The sequence below is a fragment of the Planctomyces sp. SH-PL62 genome (assembly GCF_001610895.1).
Taxonomy (GTDB): Bacteria; Planctomycetota; Planctomycetia; order Isosphaerales; family Isosphaeraceae; genus Paludisphaera.
This window is the reverse complement of record NZ_CP011273.1, coordinates 6,423,562-6,441,004: the sequence shown is the minus strand read 5'-3', so window position 1 is coordinate 6,441,004 and position 17,443 is coordinate 6,423,562. Positions and strand designations below refer to the sequence as shown.

Annotated in this window: 15 protein-coding genes; 7 read left to right on the top strand and 8 right to left on the bottom strand. The window is 71.5% G+C overall.

Translation table 11 applies throughout. From position 1 onward, the window contains the following. Window positions 1–29: 29 nt before the first annotated feature. The 3 genes from VT85_RS25080 (at window position 30) to VT85_RS25070 (ending at window position 3,115) form a co-directional block, all read left to right on the top strand. Window positions 30–668: an HdeD family acid-resistance protein gene (locus VT85_RS25080; RefSeq protein WP_068421025.1), complete on the top strand. Its 639-nt coding sequence runs from the start codon at window positions 30–32 to the stop codon at window positions 666–668. A 732-nt stretch (window positions 669–1,400) separates the two neighbouring features. After that, window positions 1,401–2,540 (top strand): DUF1559 domain-containing protein, encoded by a 1,140-nt coding sequence (locus VT85_RS25075; RefSeq protein WP_068421024.1) that lies wholly within the window; start codon window positions 1,401–1,403, stop codon window positions 2,538–2,540. Between the two features lie 83 nt (window positions 2,541–2,623). Then, window positions 2,624–3,115, top strand: a complete 492-nt coding sequence (locus VT85_RS25070; RefSeq protein WP_068421022.1) for a hypothetical protein — start codon at window positions 2,624–2,626, stop codon at window positions 3,113–3,115. Window positions 3,116–3,160: 45 nt separating this feature from the next. On the opposite strand, the gene VT85_RS25065 is transcribed toward VT85_RS25070, so the two are convergent. The 3 genes from VT85_RS25065 to larE all read right to left on the bottom strand — a co-directional run bounded on the left by VT85_RS25065 (window position 3,161) and on the right by larE (window position 6,270). Then, window positions 3,161–4,597 carry an L-serine ammonia-lyase gene (locus tag VT85_RS25065; RefSeq protein WP_068421021.1) on the bottom strand — a complete coding sequence of 479 codons (1,437 nt, stop codon included), beginning with the start codon at window positions 4,595–4,597 and terminating at the stop codon, window positions 3,161–3,163. A gap of 40 nt (window positions 4,598–4,637) precedes the next feature. Further along, window positions 4,638–5,246, bottom strand: coding sequence for a hypothetical protein (locus VT85_RS25060; protein ID WP_082858889.1), 609 nt, complete (start codon window positions 5,244–5,246; stop codon window positions 4,638–4,640). Between the two features lie 115 nt (window positions 5,247–5,361). After that, window positions 5,362–6,270: an ATP-dependent sacrificial sulfur transferase LarE gene (gene larE / locus VT85_RS25055; protein WP_068421018.1), complete on the bottom strand. Its 909-nt coding sequence runs from the start codon at window positions 6,268–6,270 to the stop codon at window positions 5,362–5,364. Window positions 6,271–6,482: 212 nt separating this feature from the next. Between larE and VT85_RS25050 the strand changes: the two genes are divergently transcribed. Then, window positions 6,483–7,334: a metallophosphoesterase gene (locus tag VT85_RS25050; RefSeq protein ID WP_068421016.1), complete on the top strand. Its 852-nt coding sequence runs from the start codon at window positions 6,483–6,485 to the stop codon at window positions 7,332–7,334. 17 nt (window positions 7,335–7,351) lie between these two features. On the opposite strand, the gene VT85_RS25045 is transcribed toward VT85_RS25050, so the two are convergent. After that, window positions 7,352–8,557: a polysaccharide deacetylase family protein gene (locus tag VT85_RS25045; protein ID WP_156513099.1), complete on the bottom strand. Its 1,206-nt coding sequence runs from the start codon at window positions 8,555–8,557 to the stop codon at window positions 7,352–7,354. An 84-nt stretch (window positions 8,558–8,641) separates the two neighbouring features. Between VT85_RS25045 and VT85_RS25040 the strand changes: the two genes are divergently transcribed. Then, window positions 8,642–9,766: a hypothetical protein gene (locus VT85_RS25040; RefSeq protein WP_068421011.1), complete on the top strand. Its 1,125-nt coding sequence runs from the start codon at window positions 8,642–8,644 to the stop codon at window positions 9,764–9,766. Window positions 9,767–9,778: 12 nt separating this feature from the next. Here VT85_RS25040 and VT85_RS25035 read toward each other — a convergent pair whose 3' ends face one another. After that, on the bottom strand, window positions 9,779–10,429 hold the full coding sequence (locus tag VT85_RS25035; protein WP_068421009.1) for an HD domain-containing protein: 651 nt from the start codon (window positions 10,427–10,429) through the stop codon (window positions 9,779–9,781). Between the two features lie 212 nt (window positions 10,430–10,641). Here VT85_RS25035 and VT85_RS25030 point away from each other — a divergent pair, with 212 nt between their 5' ends. Beyond that, entirely contained in the window at window positions 10,642–12,135 is a 1,494-nt protein-coding gene (locus VT85_RS25030) for an HlyD family secretion protein (protein ID WP_068421002.1), read from the top strand. After that, a complete protein-coding gene (locus VT85_RS25025; protein ID WP_156513098.1) occupies window positions 12,132–13,700 on the top strand; it encodes an MFS transporter in 1,569 nt (522 codons plus the stop codon). Before VT85_RS25030 ends, VT85_RS25025 begins: the two co-directional genes overlap by 4 nt. An 87-nt stretch (window positions 13,701–13,787) precedes the next feature. On the opposite strand, the gene VT85_RS25020 is transcribed toward VT85_RS25025, so the two are convergent. The 3 genes from VT85_RS25020 to VT85_RS25010 form a co-directional block, all read right to left on the bottom strand. Then, window positions 13,788–14,201 carry a DUF2892 domain-containing protein gene (locus tag VT85_RS25020; protein ID WP_197491001.1) on the bottom strand — a complete coding sequence of 138 codons (414 nt, stop codon included), beginning with the start codon at window positions 14,199–14,201 and terminating at the stop codon, window positions 13,788–13,790. A 129-nt stretch (window positions 14,202–14,330) separates the two neighbouring features. After that, window positions 14,331–15,890 carry an ATP-binding protein gene (locus tag VT85_RS25015; protein WP_068420994.1) on the bottom strand — a complete coding sequence of 520 codons (1,560 nt, stop codon included), beginning with the start codon at window positions 15,888–15,890 and terminating at the stop codon, window positions 14,331–14,333. Further along, on the bottom strand, window positions 15,883–17,394 hold the full coding sequence (locus VT85_RS25010) for an ATPase domain-containing protein (protein WP_068420992.1): 1,512 nt from the start codon (window positions 17,392–17,394) through the stop codon (window positions 15,883–15,885). The genes VT85_RS25015 and VT85_RS25010 overlap by 8 nt, the downstream gene beginning before the upstream one ends. Between the last annotated feature and the right edge of the window lie 49 nt (window positions 17,395–17,443).

The following is a 17,443-nucleotide window of genomic DNA, read 5'->3' as shown; positions in this document are numbered from 1 at the left end:
CGGGCCCTTGACCCTTGCGAGGTGGGACCATGCAGGCCGATGCGAGGACCGTCGAGGTCGCGAGGTTTCGGAGAGAGTTGCGGCACGAGTTGGAGGCGATCCGGGGGCGCTGGATCTGGCTGCTGATCCTGGGGATCGTCCTGGTCGCCTTCGGCATGTTCGCGATCGCCGCCCCGTTCATCTCCAGCCTGGCGACGGTCCTGACGATCGGCGTGCTCCTCATCATGGGGGGCGTGGCCCAACTCGTCGGCGCCTTCTGGACCCGCGAATGGAGCGGGTTCTTCCTGGTGCTCTTGATGGGCGTCTTGTACGCGGTGATGGGCGTCCTATTCCTGAACCGGCCGCTGGAGGCGATGGCGGCGGTGACGCTCTTGCTGGCGTGCGTCCTGCTGGTGGGTGGGGCCTTCCGCACGATCGTCTCGGCCTGGCATCAGTTCCCGCAGTGGGGCTGGGTGTTCGTCGGCGGCTTGCTCGAACTGGGCATGGGCCTCCTGATCTGGCAAGGCTGGCCCGAGACCTCGCTCTGGGTCGTGGGCCTGTTCGTCGGCATCGACATGATCTTCACGGGCTGGACCTGGGTCATGCTCTCTCTCCGCCTGAAGCGGCTGGGCCACCGGCTCCCCCCACTCCCGAACCCACCGCCGCCGACCCCGTCGCCCTCGGCCTGAGCCCCCGCCCTCGCCCGGACGCCGCCCCGTCGAAGGACGGCTCCGGGGGCCTTCCACCAGGCAGCCGTTCGCGCGGCCCGGGCCCGTCGCGAGCGAGGAACGAAACGGCCGGTTCTCATGGGCATGAACGCCGATCGTTCCAGAATCCAAGCGATCGCCGGCGACGCCTGGTCGCCACCGCCGGATTGATTCGCCCATCGGATTTCTGCTAGCTTATTCCCACGCCCACCGACCCCGGCACGGCCCTCGTCCTGCGCGAGCCGATCCATCCGCACGGATCGTCGCGCCCCCCCCGGACGCTCGGCCTCGTCGGCGATGAGGCTTCCGAACCCGGAACTCACGCGGCCTCCGGGGCGACGACGGAGTCGCAGGCTCAAGGCTTCGACCGCCGATCTCGGCGTCTCGCCGCCCCTCCCTCCCCCGGCGATCACCGCCCCCGGCCGGCAACGCCGCCGCGTTGCATCTCCTAACTATTTCGTCGTCCAGAAATGGTTCTTCTTCACAAATTCACTCGACATTCCGGTCGGTCGATCGCAACGATTGACGTGACCGTGGGCGTTGCAGGCCCGCTGCACACCCGCGCCGACCGTGGGGTGGAGCACGTCGGGGAAATTCGCGTTTCGGGAAGTCTTCCCCGCCGCACTGGAGCGATTCCGGCGGCGCGAGTCGTCGCCGTCCCGCGCCTCGGTCCAATACCTGTTTCTTTGTATCGATTATTCGACGGAGTCAACCATGATCCGCGTCAAGCGTCGGGGATTCACCCTGATCGAACTGCTGGTGGTGATCGCGATCATCGCCGTCCTGATCGCCTTGCTGCTTCCGGCGGTCCAGTCGGCCCGCGAGGCCGCCCGGCGGATGCAATGCACGAACAACCTGAAGCAAATCGGGCTCGGCGTCCACAACTACCTGTCGACGTTCAACACGACCCCGGTCCACGAGTATCGTCGCGCCGATGAATACGGGGGGACGGGGGGCTCGTCCGGCAACCGGGCCTGGCATTGCATGATCCTCCCCTTCATCGAGATGAAGGCGATGTACGACTCGTTTAATTTTTCGTACTCGGACGGATTTTACGGCAACAACAACATCGTCAACGGCGTGAACGCGACGGTCCAAAGGTCGTCGGTGGCGACGTTCCTGTGCCCCTCGGACGGCACCGTCTGCCTGCCGCAGGACGGCGTGGCCAACAGCGCCGGCGGCAAGCTCGGCAACAACAACTACGCGGGGAACACGGGACGGCCGCGGAACATCATCATGCCGGGAGGGTCGCCGACCGGCGGCAACCTCCCCCCCCACCAGGGGGCGATCTCGACCTCGCGGATGTACACGGCGACCGGCCCTTGCTCGCCGGCGGGACGGGCGACCAACACCAACGTGAACGTCACGATGGCCTCGATCACCGACGGCTCCTCGAACACGGCCGCCGCCAGCGAGTTCCTGATGAACGACGGCTCCGGCCAGTCGCGCGACCCGCGCAGGCGGTTTAATTACACCGATTCGGCCCTGATCGAGCAGATCGACGTCGACATCTGGGCGGTCGTCCGCGACGGTCTCGCCGGGCCCGCGCAGAACTGGCCGGAATGGACGATGTACAAGGGGTCGACCTGGGCCTTCACCGACGGCTGGGAGGGCCATCTGTACTCCCACCTGTTCCCCCCCAACGCCCCGACGATCCACGTCTACTACTCGAACACGCTCCGCTGCTTCGAGGGGGACACCGGAGCCAATCCCAGCAGCAACCACCCCGGCGGCGCCAACGTCGCCTTCATGGACGGCTCGGTCCGGTTCGTCAAGAACTCCGTCGACCTGCCGACCTGGTGGGCGCTGGGGACCCGCAACGGCGGCGAGATCGTCTCGGCCGACGCCTATTGATGACCCCATCCGGCGGACTCGACGCGCCGGCCCGACGTGGGCCCGGCGCACGGCCGCCGGGACCCTCCCGCCGAGATGACGCCATGAATCGAATCACCCTCTCCTCGCCGCGCGCCAACCTGGCGATCGCCGCCCTCTCCTCATTCCTCACCATCCTCGCGACGGTCGCCCTCCAGGGCTGTGGGGGGGAGACCCCGGTCTTCGACCAGTCCTTGCAGCACACCCCCGAGACGCTCGTCCAGGAGTTCCTCGTCCGCTACAAGAACCTCCCCGAGAACCGCAAGGCCCTCAAGGCGTCGCGGTCGGCCAAGTCGGCGACGGCCAAGGGCGAGCAGCCCGACGTCGACGAGGCCGGCAAGTCCTCGCGCAAGGAGGCCGCGGTCAAGGGCCAGATGGTCAAGGAGTCCGAGACCCTGGAGAACGTCGTCGCCACGCTGGAGGATCGCCTCGGCACAGTCCAGGGCGTCCCCCGCGCCGAGGCCGCCAAGAAGGCCGTCGAACTGATCGAGAACCAGTCCGACCTCAAGGCCGAGGACAAGCAGGCCGTCATCGAGCGGCTGAAGAAGCTGGACTGAACCCGCCCGACCGCCGGGCGGCTCGCCCGTCGCGGCCTCGCCTCGTCAGCACTCGATCACGTTGACCGGGATCTGGACGGCGAGGCCCCCTTCGGACGTCTCCTTGTACTTGGAGTTCATGTCGAGGGCGGTCTGCCACATCGTGCGGATCACGGCGTCGAGGCTCACCTTGGCCCGCGCCGGGTCCCCTTCGAGGGCGAGCTGCGCGGCGGTGATGGCCTTGATCGCGCCCATCGTGTTGCGCTCGATGCAGGGGACCTGCACCAGCCCGCCGACCGGGTCGCAGGTGAGGCCCAGGTGGTGCTCCATGGCGATCTCGGCGGCCATGAGGACCTGCTCGGTCGTGCCGCCGAGGGTCTGGGTCAGGCCGGCGGCGGCCATGGCGCTGGAGACGCCGATCTCGGCCTGGCAGCCCCCCAGCGCCGCCGAGATCGTCGCCCGCTTCTTGAACACCGCGCCGATCTCGCCGGCGGTGAGCAGGAACGGCGCGACGGCCGCCTCGCCCCCCTCGTGCGCGACGATCCGGTGGAGCAGGACCGCGGGGATCACCCCGGCCGCGCCGTTGGTGGGGGCGGTCACCACGCGGCCGAACGCCGCGTTCTCCTCGTTGACCGCCAGGGCGAAGCAGGCGACCCACTTGAGCGTCGCGTCGAACCCCGGCGCCGATCTTCGAATGGCCGCGATCCAGGCGTCGACGTCGCGCGAGGCCTCCTCCGCCTCGGCCCCCAGCAGCGATCGGCTCAGCCTCGGCGCGCGGCGGACGACCTGCAAGCCCCCGGGCAGGACCCCCTCGGCGTGGGCTCCCCGGAACGCCGACTCCCGCATCGCACGCCAGATCCGGTCCAGTCCCTCGCGGATCGCCGCGTCGTCGCGCCGGCAGAGTTCGTTGCGCAGGACGACTTCGGGGATCGTCAGCCCGCTCTCGCGGCAGGCCCGCAGCAGGTCGTCGGCCGACTCGATGGGGAAGGGGACCGTCGGCCCGCGATCGGCCCCCGATGCCTCCTCGCCCTCCTGCACGACGAATCCGCCGCCGACCGAGTAGTACGTCTCGGCGCGGGTCGAGCCGTCGTCGAAGGTCGCTGTGAACGTCAGGGCGTTGGGGTGGAACGGCAGGGCCTCGCCCCGGTGGAAGACCAAATCTTCGTGGGGGTCGAACGGGATCGGAGGGCCGCCGGCCAGCGGCAGCCGCCGCAGCGACTCGATCTCGGCGACGGCCGGATGGACGATCGCGGGGTCGCACGTCACCGGGTCCAGGTCGCAGAGGCCCAGGAGCACGGCGAGATCCGTCCCGTGCCCCTTCCCCGTCTTCGCCAGCGACCCGAACAGGTCCACGCGCACGCGGGCGACCCGGTCGAGCCCGCCCCCCCCGGCCTCTCGCAAGACGTTGAGGAACCGCCGCGCGGCGGCCCAGGGGCCCATCGTGTGGGAGCTCGACGGGCCGAGGCCGATCTTGAACATGTCGAACGTGCTGATGAAGTCCATCCCGAAAGCCCTCCGAGACGACGCCCCGCCGATCGACGGTTCAGGGCTTGGGCCGGGCCTTGGGCATGGGCGTGGACGCGCCGCAGGAGCGGCAGACGACGGCGCTCATGTGCAAGGGACGTTTGCATTTGGGGCAGATGCGGAGGCCCGCCTCCACCCGAAGGGCGGGGGGTGGGGAGTAGGGGATTTCGGCCTGCGACGGCGGGGGGACCGGTGCCGACGGCTCGTCGCCGGGCATGACGCCGTGCCGCGCCGCCCAGCGCTGGAGGCGGGCGAGGTCGGCGGCGTCCATCTCCTGGGTGCGGCCCTCGTCGTCCCGGAACGAGGCGTTCGAGACGCCCGCGTTCGAGGTCTTGGGGACGGCCGCCATCGCCGCACCCGCACCGACGCTCGACGCCCTGGCGGCCACGTTCGGAACCGGGACGACCTGGCCGCAGTCCGGGCAGCGGCCGGCTTCCGGGCGGTCCTCGGCGCGGACCTTGAGCCGACGCCCGCACGGGCAATGGAACCGGATCAGGCCGTCCCGGGCGGCCGCCGGGTCGGTTCTCCGGACGCGCATCCGCGCCTGGCAACTCGGGCAGACGACTCGATCAGGGCCGTCGCGGTCCACCTCCAGCTTCTCACCGCAACGGCAGGTCACCCAGGCCATGCTCGCCCCCTCATCGAACCGGTCGGTTCGAGGCGGCGGAATTCCGCCGACGAAAACAGATTTGATCGGACGAACGACGTGATGTGAGCCCAGTCCGGCGCCCTGTCGCGACGGCTCAGCCGCCGGTCGCGCGGGGCTTCAGGAGTTGTTCGAGAGGGATCAGGTCGTTGAGGCTCCCCGAGCGGAAGCCGTCCAGATCCAGGGCCACGAACTTGAAGCCGAAGCCGCGGAAGGCGGCCGTCAGCTCGGATCGGACCGGGTCGGACGTCAACTTCGGGAACTCCTCGGGCGCGACCTCCACCCGGGCCATGTCGCCCTTGTGGTAGCGGACGCGCAGCAGCCGGAGGCCCCGGGCGCGGAGCCAGGACTCGGCCTGGTCGACCATCCGGACCCGCTCCGGGGAGACTTCCTCGCCGTAGGCGATCCGGCTGGAGAGGCAGGGGGCGGCGGGCTTGTCCCAGACGGGGAGCCCCCAGGACTGGGCCAGGGCGCGGACGTCGGCCTTGCCCAGGCCGCATTCCTGGAGCGGATGCCGCACCCCCTTCTCGCCGGCGGCGCGCATGCCCGGCCGGTGGTCCCCCCGGTCGTCCAGGTTCGCGCCCGAGGCGATGGCATCGACCTCGAACTGGTCCATCAGGCTGGAGAGGCGGCCGTACAACTCGCTCTTGCAGAAGTAGCAGCGGTCGGGGTTGTTGCGGAGGTAGTTCGGGTCGGCGAATTCCTTGGTGTGGATCGCCCGATGCCGGATGCCGATCCGCTTCGCCAGCGCCTGGGCCTCTTCCAGCTCGCCGGAGGCCAGGCTCTCGGAGACGGCCGTGACCGCGATCGCCGCGTCGCCCAGGGCCTCGTAGGCCGCGCGGGCGACCACCGCGCTGTCGACGCCGCCGCTGTAGGCGACCGCCACCCGGCCGTAGCTTCGGATCGTGTCGATCAAGGCGTCCCGCCGCGCGATCAGGTCCGCGTCCAGGCCCGATTCGGTCGTCACAGGTCCGTCCTCCGGGCTTGTGCTCGTTTTCAGGCTCATGGCGTACCTCCCCCGCGACCAAGTAACCCCGCCCGACGGAGACGCTCCGCGCCGTCCCCGCCGCCGACTTGAATTGTAAGGCCGACGGCCTCCCGTCTCAAGGCGCGGCGTCGCGTTCCGGAAACCCCCCTTGCCGCCTGGGGACCTTTGGAAACAATGAGGCGTCGTCCCGGAGGACGAATTCCTTCACGCATTCAGGAGGGCGCGGGCGCATGGTCGACGGGCCGAAGACGGACGATCGGATGAGCCGCCGCCGGTTCTGGAAGCGAGTGGCGATCGGGGGGACGGCCGCCACGGTCGCCGTCGGCTCGTACCCGCTGCTGGAGGCCAGGTGGTGCCGGCTCACGCGCCGGACGATCCCCCTGCCGAACCTCCCCGAGTCGTTCCGGGGGCTCTCGGTCGCGTTCCTCAGCGACCTGCACCACGGGCCTTACGTCGGGCTCGACTACCTCCGCGGCGTGATCGACCGGACCAACGCCCTGCGGCCCGACCTGATCCTGCTGGGGGGCGACTACGTCTCCAAGAGCCCGGAGTACATCGCCCCGATCTGCGCCGAGATGGCGAGGCTGCGCGCCCCGCTGGGCCGGTTCGCGGTGCTGGGCAATCACGACAACTGGGAGAGCGCGAGCGAGTCTCGGGCCGGGCTGGACCGCGCGGGCCTGGAACTGGTGGACAACCGGGGCGTCTGGCTGCGGCGTCGCGGCGACCGCCTGCGCCTGGCCGGCGTGGGCGATCTCTGGACCGACGAACAGAGCCTCCCTCGGGCGCTGGAAGACGCCCACGAGGACGACGCGGTCGTCCTGTTGTCGCACAACCCCGACGTCGCCGAGTACCAGCGCGACCCCCGCATCGGCCTGATGATCAGCGGCCACACCCACGGCGGCCAGGTGGTCGTCCCCGGCGTCGGGGCGATGGTGGTCCCTTCCCGGTTCGGCCGGAAGTACACCGGCGGGCTGGTGCGGGGCCCGGCCTACCCCGTCTTCGTCGGCCGAGGCGTCGGCACCAGCGGCCCCCCCGTCCGCTTCTCCTGCCGCCCCGAACTCGTCCTCCTGACGCTGACCTGACGCCCAGCCCTCCCCGGCTACAGCCACGACCTCCCCAGCGCGCCCCAGAGGGCGGCGCGGGTGCGAAGGAGGGCGGGGGTGTCGCCGCCGCCGACGGTCAGGCGGCGGATCGCCAGGGGGTTGAAGTCGGGGGCGTCGGGGCGGGCGATCCCCTCGATCGCGGTGAATCCGGCGCGATAGCCGGCGTCGGCGGCCAGGCGATAGGTCCGATCGTCGACCGCTCCGGGCCAGCCGTAGGGGTAGGCGATCGTCCGCACGGGCCGCTTCAAGGCCGCTTCCAGGATCGTCCGCGAGAGCGCCAGGTCGCGGCGCGACGTCCGGTCGTCGAGCGTGCCGAGGGGGACGTGGCGGTGCGAGTGCGAGCCGATCGCGTGGCCCAGGTCGGCGATCTTCGCCAGGTGCTCCCACGACAGGAACAGCCCCCGGCCCAGCGTCCGCGAGTCGACCTCGACCTCCGCCCGCTCCTCCAAGCGGCCGAGGAACCAGTCCTGGTCGGGGACCTGGCCGTCGAGCACCGCGCGGATCAGCGTCATCAGGGCCTTCGGGCGGTCGACGCCCGGTTCGATCGCGATCGGCGTCGCGTCTTCGGGCGTCCGTTCGACGGCGAACCGGGCGCGGCTCGTCGACTTCACCGCGTACGCGACGTGGTCCCACCACGGCAGCCTGGGTCGTTCGAGGAAGTCGGTCGGGATGAAGAACGCGGCGGGGACGCCGAGTTCCTGGAGGATCGGCAGCGCGACGTCGTGGTTGTCGCGATAGCCGTCGTCGAAGGTCACGACCGCGCGGGGGCGGCGGTCGCTCCCGCCGCTCTCGATCAGGTCTTCCGGCCCGACGACCTGGAACCGCTGCCGGACCATCTCCATCTGGGCGCGGAAGCCCTCGGGGGTGGCCGAGACGACCGGGTCGTAATAGGGGTTCGACGCCCCCGGCTCGGCGATCCGATGGTACGTCAGGACGACGACCGCCCGCCCGCCGGCCTCGCGGGCGGCTTCGAACGCCCGCGTCGCCCCGACCGCCGCCAGCCCTCGCGCCAGGAAGGCCCGCTTGTTCGACACCGAATCCCAGAATCGCCAGGCCAAGGGGATCACGTCCTCATCCAGGAACAGGGCGCGAGGCCCGATGACGAGGCGGCGGCCCGCCGATCGCCCGGCCTCGCGGACGCCCGATCGTCCCATAGCCGTGGCGAATCCGCCACTGGGCTCGTCGGCACGACGACTCGTCATCCGTCCCTCGGCGCTGTACAAGAGGGACGGGGCGCGACGCCCGCGGCCCTTCCCCCGACCCCTTCCTTTCGAGAACCCCGCGCGATGTGCATCAGACGATCCGGGTCCAGGACGCTCCTTTCCCTGGCCCTGCTGCTCGGCCTGGCGTCGGCCGGCCCGGCCCGCGCCCACGACCCCGGCGCGACGATCGACGCCGAGACGCTCGACCGCTGGTCCGCCCCCTACCGGGGCTGGCACTACTGGCCGGAGCACGTCGTCCCGCCCCGGCCGGCGATCGAGGGCTTCCCGGACCTCCTGGGGACCGACGTGCCGACCGTCTATCAGATCCCCGGCGACGACCGCTACTACCTGAGCTTCATCGGCTTCGACGGCAAGGGCTATCAGTCGTTCGTGGCCGAGAGCCGCGACCTCGTCCACTGGGGCGACTACCGCCTGGCGATGGGGTACGGCCCCGAGGGCCAGTTCGACCACGGCGGGCGCTGCCTCGGCGCGTTCCTGTACGAGTCGTACGACGTCAAGTCCCCGCGCGTCCTGAAGAAGCGCGACGGCCTGTTCTGGACGCTCTACGGCGCGTACCCGAGGCAGGGGGGGTATGAGCTGCGACCCGGCTACGAGGGGGTCGCCTCCAGCGCCGACGGCCTGAGCTGGAACCGCGCCCGCGAGGAGCCGATCCTCTCGGTGTTCGACGCCGACCGCGCCGCCTGGGAGCAGAGCTGCATCTATCAACCCTGGCTCGTCGAGCACCAGGGCCGGTTCTTCAACTTCTACAACGCCGCCGACGGGGGCAAGGAGCAGATGGGGGTCGCCTTCTCCACGAACCTGCTCGACTGGATGCGGTATCCCGCCAACCCCATCGTCCGCAACCGCCCCGACGGCTACGACGCCGAGTTCTGCTCCGACGGCAAGGTCTTCCGCGACGGCGACCACTGGGTGATGTTCTACTTCGGCGTCGGCAAGGGGGCGGCGCACATCATGGCGGCCTTCTCCCGCGACCTCGTCCACTGGACCGCCCATCCCGAGCCGCTCTACAAGGCCGGCGGCCACCCCGGCGGGCTCGACCGGCAGCACGCCCACAAGATCTCGCTCGTCTACAACCCGACGAATGAGACGTTCTACATGTTCTACGGCGCCGTCCCGGGGGGCCCGGGCCCCGTCGGCGGCCGCGGCGTCGGCCTCCTCACCAGCAAGCCGATCGCGGCGAAGCCGTGAGCGTCGGCCCGCTCACCAGACCGGCGCGACGCCCAACTCGGCGGCGACGGCGTCGAGGAAGGCGCGCATGACGCCGAGGCGTTCCTCGGCCAGCGCGCGGCCGGCGGCGGTCTTCATCGTGGCCGGGAGCTTCAGCAGCTTGGCGGCGAAGTGGTCGAGGGCGAAGCGGCGATCGTCGAGCGGGCGGTCGGCGGCGAAGGGGTCGTCGGCGTCGAACATCGCCGAGTTCATCAGTCCGGCGGTGTAGAACGTCCGCGCCACGCCGATGGCCCCCAGCGCCTCCAGGCGGTCGGCGTCCTGGAGGATCCTGGCTTCGAGGGTCGTGGTCTCGACCCCGGCCGAGAAGCTGTGGGCGTGGATCGCATGTTGCGTCGCCGCGACCCGATCCTCGTCGAAGCCCAGCCCGCGGAGCACCGGCGCGGCCGCCTCCGCCGAGAGCGCCGAGGCCCGGCTCCGGTCGGGCGAGTCCTTCGGCGGGCTGACCAGGTCGTGGAGATAGGCCGCCGCCAGCAGCACCGCGCGGTCGCCCCCTTCGCGGTCGGCGATCCGGAAGGCGTTGTCGCGCACCCGACGCGCATGGTGCACGTCGTGGCCGGCGTCCCCCTTCGGGGCCAGGCGGGCGAAGTCGGCTTCGAGGGAGCGGGTCAAACTCTCAAGGTCCATCAAGGGGGTGAATCCATAGGGGAAGCTTGGTCGAGGGCTCGGGGTCTTGCCCACCGTTGATAGAATACGATAGCACTCTTCGACCGAGCTGCGGCGACCTCCGATCGGGACACACCCCGGCGCCTCGCTTGCATGGCTTCCTCGAAGCGATCCCCCGAGCGCGCGGGCGGGCCGGTCCGCGAGTTCGTCATCTTGACGGAGAGGAACGAGGCTTGAGCCAGGACCAGCCGAGGCCGGCGGACGGGGATGAAGCGTCCGACTCGGCCCAGACCGCCGTCGAGGACGATCGGGGCGAGGTCTCGGCGTCGGAGGAGGACGCGGGGCCGCCGCACCGATGGCCGTGGCGCCGCGAGCGCGTGTTCTGGCTCGCGGCGGCGCTGCCGGCGCTCGCGGTCGGCGCGTGGTGGGCGTGGCCCCGGGCGGTGGAGTGGGCCACCACCGTGTCGACCGACGACGCCTATGTTGACGGCCACGTCACGCTGGTCGGCCCTCGGGTGCAGGGGCAGGTCGTCCGGGTGCTGGTCGACGACAACGACCGGGTCGGCAAGGGAGACCTCCTGGCCGAGCTGGACCGGGAGCCGTACCAGGCGAGGGTGGACCTGGAGCGGTCTCGGGTGGGGGCGGCCGAGGCCGACCTGCGGGCGGCCGAGAGCGAGGTCCGGGGGGCGATGGCCCTGGCCCGCGCCCAGCGCTGGGAGCTGCAATCGGCGATGGAGGGGGTGGACAACCGGGCCGCCGAGCTGCGTTCGCAGGTGGCGGCCCTCCGAAGCCGGGAGGCGACCCGGGACCTGGCGCGGGTCGAGTTCGGCCGGACCGAGCAGTTGATGATCCGGAACGCGGCCTCGCGATCGGAGTACGACGCCGCCACGGCCCAGATCAAGGTGGCCGAGGCGCAGGTGCTCCAGGCCGCCGAGCAGGTGCGGGAGTTGCGCGTGGGGCTGGGGCTGCCCCCCGACGCGCCCGAGGGCGGGGGCCTCCAGGACGTGCCGGCCGACCTGAACCAGACGTTCTCCGGGGTCCGCCGGGCGCTGGCCGACCTGATCCAGACGATGGCCCGGCTCGGCCTGCCGCTGGCGTCCCACGAGGCCACGCCGGCCGAGTTCCTGGAGGAGTTCCGCAAGCACGACGCCCAGGGGGACGTCGACAAGATCTTCGCCGGGCTGCTGCCGGAGGCCCCGGCCGTCAAGCAGGCCCAGGCCAAGCTGGAAGAGGCCCGCCGCACCCTGGCCCTGGCCGAGCTGGACCTGGGCTACTGCGAGATCCGGGCCGAGATCGACGGCGTGATCGCGCGGCGGAACGTCAACCCGGGCAATCACGTGGTGGTCGGCGAGCGGATGATGGCCGTCCGGTCGCTCGACCAGATCTGGGTCGACTGCCACTTCAAGGAGACCCAGCTCTCCCGGATCCGGATCGGCCACCCGGTCGACCTGTGGGTGGACGCCTACCCGGGCCGGCCGTTCCGCGGCCGGGTGAGCGGGTTCGCCCCCGGGACCGGGGCGGCCCTGGCGGTGCTGCCGCCGGAGAACGCGACCGGGAACTTCGTGAAGGTGGTCCAGCGCCTGACGGTCCGGGTCGAGCTGGTGGACCTGGACCCCCGGCAGGCGCCGCTGGCCGCCGGGCTGTCCGTCGTCCCGGTCGTCCGGGTCCGGGAGGCCCCGACCGGCCCCGACGCCGGGGCGCGGCTCCGGACGGGCGGCGGCCTGTGACCGCACCGGGCCGGCCCCGGCCGCCGCACCGGCGCGACGTGGCGGCCGGGCTCGTCCTGGCGGGGATGACCCTGATCGCGGTCCTCTACGTCAGCGTGCCGGTGGCGGCCACGCGGCACATCGCCGGCGGGGTCGGGGCGGCCCAGCGATACGCGGTGTGGGCGGTGAACGCATACGTGGCGGCCAACATCGTGGGGGCGCCGCTCGCGGCCCGCCTGGCCGGACTGATCGGCCGCCGCCGGGCCTGCCTGGCGTGCATCGGGACGTTCACGTTGGCCACCGCGCTGTGCGGCACGGCCGACTCCCTGGCGCAGCTGGTCGCGTGGCGGGTGCTCCAGGGGGCGTCGGGCGGCATCCTGGTGCCGCTCGCCCAGGCCTCGCTGGCGGACGTCTCCCGGGCGTCGGGCCGGATCGACCCCCTGGCCGCCTTCAGCGTCGCGCTGCTGATCGGCCCCCCGTTCGGCACGCCGATCGGCGGCTGGCTGACCGAGACCTACTCGTGGCGCGCGATGTTCCTCGTCGGCGTCCCGATCGGGACCCTCGCGCTGGCGTTCTGCGTCCGCTGGCTCCCCCCGGACACGTCGGTCCCCGCGAAGCTCGCCCCGTTCGACTGGACCGGGGCGGCCCTCCTCGTCGTCGGCCTGACCTGCCTGGAGATCGTCCTCACCGAGGGCCAGGTGTGGGACTGGTTCGACTCGCCGACGGTGGTCGCGCTGAGCGCGGGGGCGGCCGTCGGCCTGGGGGGGTTCGGGGTCCGCTGCCTGCGGACGCCCGACCCGCTGGTCCGGCTGGACCTCCTGCGCGACCGGCGGTTCCTGGCCTCCACGGCGCTGGCGGCGGGGGCGACCTGCGCCTATCTGGCCTCGCTGAGCACGATTTCGAGGATGGTCACGGGCCTGATGGGATACGCGGCGGGGAACGTGGCCGAGATGGCCGGCCCGGCCGCCCTGTCGCTGCTGGTGCTGGTCCCGGTGCTGGCGGAGACGGCCGGCGGGCGGGGCGGCCGACTCGTCCCGGCGCTCGGGCTGGCGATCCTGGCCGGCGGCGCCCTCTGGCTGTCGTTCGGCAACCTGCTGGTCTCGCCGTCCCAGGTGCTCTGGCCCCGGGCGGTGATCGTCGCGGGGATGTCCCTGACCCTGAGCTCGGTGAATTCCGGCGCCTTCGCCGGGATCTCCAGGGAGCGCTGGAACGACGCCGCCGTCGTGTACAACATGTTCCGCAACCTGGGGGCGAGCCTCGGCCTCTGCCTGGTCGGCGTCTTCCTGGAGCGGGGCCTCCAGGTGCGCCTGAGCCGGCTGACCGAGGCCCACCTCGACGCCCTGAACCCGGTCGTCGGCGAGCGGCTCCGGCAATCGGCCGCCCGGTTCCTGCACGGGGCCGCGGCCGGCGACCCCGCCGCCGCCGAGCTGCTCGCCCTCAAGTCCCTGGACGCCCTGCGCCAGGAGCAGGCCCAGGCCCTGGCGAACCTCGACGCCCTCCTCGCCTGCGGCGTCCTGGCCCTCGCCCTGATCCCGCTCGTCTTCCTGATCGGGAGGCGCTCGGACGCCCGAGCCCCCGAGGGGTGACGGGGATCGAGATCGGGCCGGCCGGCGCGTTTCCCGGCCTTTTCACCAGGGCCTCCGCTCGCCCGCCCCCGTCGGGGGGGGCCGCGCTCAGCCGGCGTCGAACCCGAGGTTTCGGCGCGTGATCTGGGGGTCGCGGAAGTCGCCGCGAAGGGCCCGCAGGTCGTCGCGCTCGTCGTCGATCTCGCGCTGGGTGCGAACTCCCAGGCGGCGGTAGATGGGGAGCGGCGGGCACCAGCCCTGGACGGCGTGCAGGAGCAGGAAGCCGGCGATCGTCGCGGGCAGGACCAGGAATCGCCGGTCGACGAACGCCCCGAGCCCCAGGCCTACCAGCACGGCCGCGGCCGCGTGCGTCTCCAGGGCCCGCTCGAAGTCCCACTCGCGGTCGAGCTGCTCCAGACGGCGGTCGACGGCCTCCGGGCCCGCCGCGATGGCTCGCCGCACATCCTCCCACGACTTGCGCCGGATCGCCTCGTTGACATGGCTCGCCGTATTGACCGGCACGCGTCCCACGGTCGACGAATCATGGCGGCCTCCCTTCACGTGGGCTTCGCCCGATCCACTCTCGAGATTCGGGCGGCCTGGAAGAAGGAGGGGCAATAATGATGCCGAAGCTCCGAATCGGCCGAGGCGTCAACCGGGCTCGCCGATGAGCGAGGCGAGGACGTCGAAGTCGACCGGCTTGACCAGGTGGTGGTCGAAACCCGCGTCGCGAGACCGCCGCCGGTCCTCCTCCTGGCCGTACCCCGTGACGGCGATGAGCACGGCCCGCCTGTGGGCCTCGTCCCGGCGCAGGGCCGAGGCGACCTGATAGCCGTCCATCCCCGGCAGGCCGACGTCCAGCAGCACGACGTCCGGCCGGAAGTCGTGGGCCGACGCGACGGCCGCGTGCCCATCGTGGGCGGCGACGACCTCGTGGCCCAGGATCTGGAGGAACTGCACCATCCCGGAGGCCGTGTCCAGATTGTCGTCGACGACCAGAATCCGCGCCGCGCGCGACGGCGGCGGGGAGGGGGGGGCGCTCGTCGCGCATGGGGAGGCAGCCGCCCGGGCCAGGGGGAGCCGGACGATGAACTCGCTCCCCTCGCCGGGGCCGTCGCTCCGGGCCTCGACGCTCCCGCCGTGCATCTCGGCGAGCCGCATCACGATGGTCAGGCCGATGCCGAGGCCCCCCTCCGAGCGGGCCAGCGAGCGGTCCCCCTGGGCGAACAACCGGAACATCTCCGGGAGCTTGTCCGGGGGGATGCCCATGCCGTCGTCACGCACGGAGATGACCGCGGCCTCCCCCTCGGGCCGGGCCGTGAGCCAGATCCGCCCGCCGGGCTCGCCGTACTTGGAGGCGTTGGAGAGCAAGTTGAGGACGATCTGGGCGACTCGCGGGGCGTCGACGTTCAGCGGCAGCCGGCCCCGCTCGATCGCGACGGTCAACGTCTGCCGCCGCTCGTCCACCTGCGGCCGCACCGACTCGATCGCCTGGTCGAGGATCGGGCCGGCGTCCACCAGGGTGGTTTGCAGGCGGATCTTCCCGCCGTTGATCCGGGCCACGTCGAGCAGGTCGTCGATGAGCCGGACGAGCTGGCGCATCTGGCGCTCGACGATGCCGCTGGCCCAGGCCTGGCTGGCGGGGTCGCCGGACCGCTTCAGGACCGCCACGGCGTTGTTGACGGCGGCCAGAGGGTTCCTCAGCTCGTGGGCGAGCATCGCCAGGAACTCGTCCTTGTGGCGGTCGTTCTCGCGGAGGGCCTGGGCCTGACGCTCGCGCTCGATGAAGTCGGCGCGGCGGTCGTACTGGCGGCGACGGTCGCGGAGGGCGGCCCGCACGGTGCTGACCAGGGACCGGATCTCGATGGGCCGCCGCACGAGCGTCATGGGGCCGAGCTGCTCCAACTCGCGGATCGACGCCGCCGACTGGGTGGGGTGCATCAGGGTGATGAGCGGGAAGTCGGACCAGGGGGGTTGCTCGCCGAGCACCCGGGCCAGGCGCCCTTCCCGATCCGTGAGGACGGCCTCGGCGGGGAGGAGGGCGACGGCCGCTCCCCGCTCGATCTCGGCGCAGAGGTCGGCGACGTCCCCACAGAGGGTCAGGGCCAGGCCCGCCTTCCTGAAGACGACGGCGGCGGCGTCGGCGTCCCTCCTGGTGGGTGGGAGCAGGAGGATCCGATCCTCGATCTCGGCGGCCAGATCGTCAACCATCCCGGCGGCTCCCGGACGGCCCGGAAGCCAAGGCGGCAGGCGTCCCCGTGAGCACGCCCTGGAACTCGCGGAGCGGCGGCCCCACCACGAGCCCGCCGCCGCTGCGGAGCCGCAGTTCGCGGATGGTCCGCTCGTGGCCTCCGCTCCGCTTCTTGACCACCGAAATCGCCTGGCGCACCTCGCCAGCCGCCTCGAAGTAGCGGAAGAGCACGACCGTGTCGGCCAGGTAGGTGGTGTCGATGGGCGTGTTCATGCTCCCGAACAGGCCGTGCTGGGCCACGACCAGGAACGTCACCACGCCGCGGTGGCCCAGGTAGGTCAGCAGTTCGTGGAGCTGGGCGATCAGGAACCGCTCCTCGGGCATGGCGCTGAGGTAGCCGTTGAGGCTGTCGATGATGACGATCCGCGCCCCCGGCGCCCCCTCGACGTCGCCCACGGACGTCCGCACGAGGTGCGCGAACTCGCCCGGCGACAGCTCGGCCGTGTCGACCGGCTGGATGCGGATCCGGCCCGCCGCGACATCCTCCGAGACGTCCATCCCCAGGCCCTCGGTCCGCTCCAGGATGGTCTCCAGCCGCTCGTCGAACGCGAAGATCGCGGCGCGTTCGCCGCGAGCCGCCGCGGCCCGGGCGTACTGCATGGCGAAGGTCGACTTGCCGCTGCCGGCGGGGCCGAGCAAAACCGCGCTGGTGCCGTACTGGAGGCCGCCCCCCATCAGCATGTCCAGCTCCGCGTCGCCGGATTCCAGGAGCCCCCGGCGTCGGCCATGGTCGTGCTCGCCGGCGACCAGCCTGGGGAAGACCGCCAGGCCCCCGACCTCGATGACGAAGTCGTGGTAGCCCCCCCGGTACTTCCGGCCCCGGAGCTTGGTGATCCGCAAGCGGCGCCGCTCCGCGCCATACTCGGGCGAGAGCTGTTCCAGGCTCACGACGCCGTGGGCGAGGCTCTGGAGCTTCAGGTCCTCCTTGTCCGACGATTTGTCGTCGAGCAGGAAGACCGTGCACGACCGACCGATGAAGTACTGTTTCAACGCCAGGATCTGCCGCCGGTAGCGCAGCGGGTTCTGGGCGAGCAGCCGCATCTCCGAGAGCGAATCGATCACGACCCGCCTCGGCTTCATCCGCTCCACTTCCGCGAGGATCGTCCGGGTCGTCTCGGCGAGCTCGACCTCCGACGGCTGGAACATCGAATACTGGTTGTCCGGCTCCAGTTCGGCCTCCGGGGCCACCAGCTCCAGCAGGGTGATCCCGTCGAGCGACCAGCCGTGCGATCGGGCGACGGCCCTCAGCTCGGCCTGGGTCTCCGACAAGGTGACGTACAGGCCGGGCTCCCCGATCCTGACGCCCTCCTGGAGATACTGCAGCGCCAGGGTCGTCTTGCCCGAGCCCGGATTCCCCTCGATCAGGTAGACGCGGTCGGGAGTGACCCCGCCTCCCAGGATGTCGTCCAGGCCCTCGATCCCGGTCGCGACCAGACGTTCGTCGTCTTTCAATTCCTGACTCATGCCCCCCCCGTCCTCAACATCATCGTCGACGCCGAATGCTCTAGCAAGT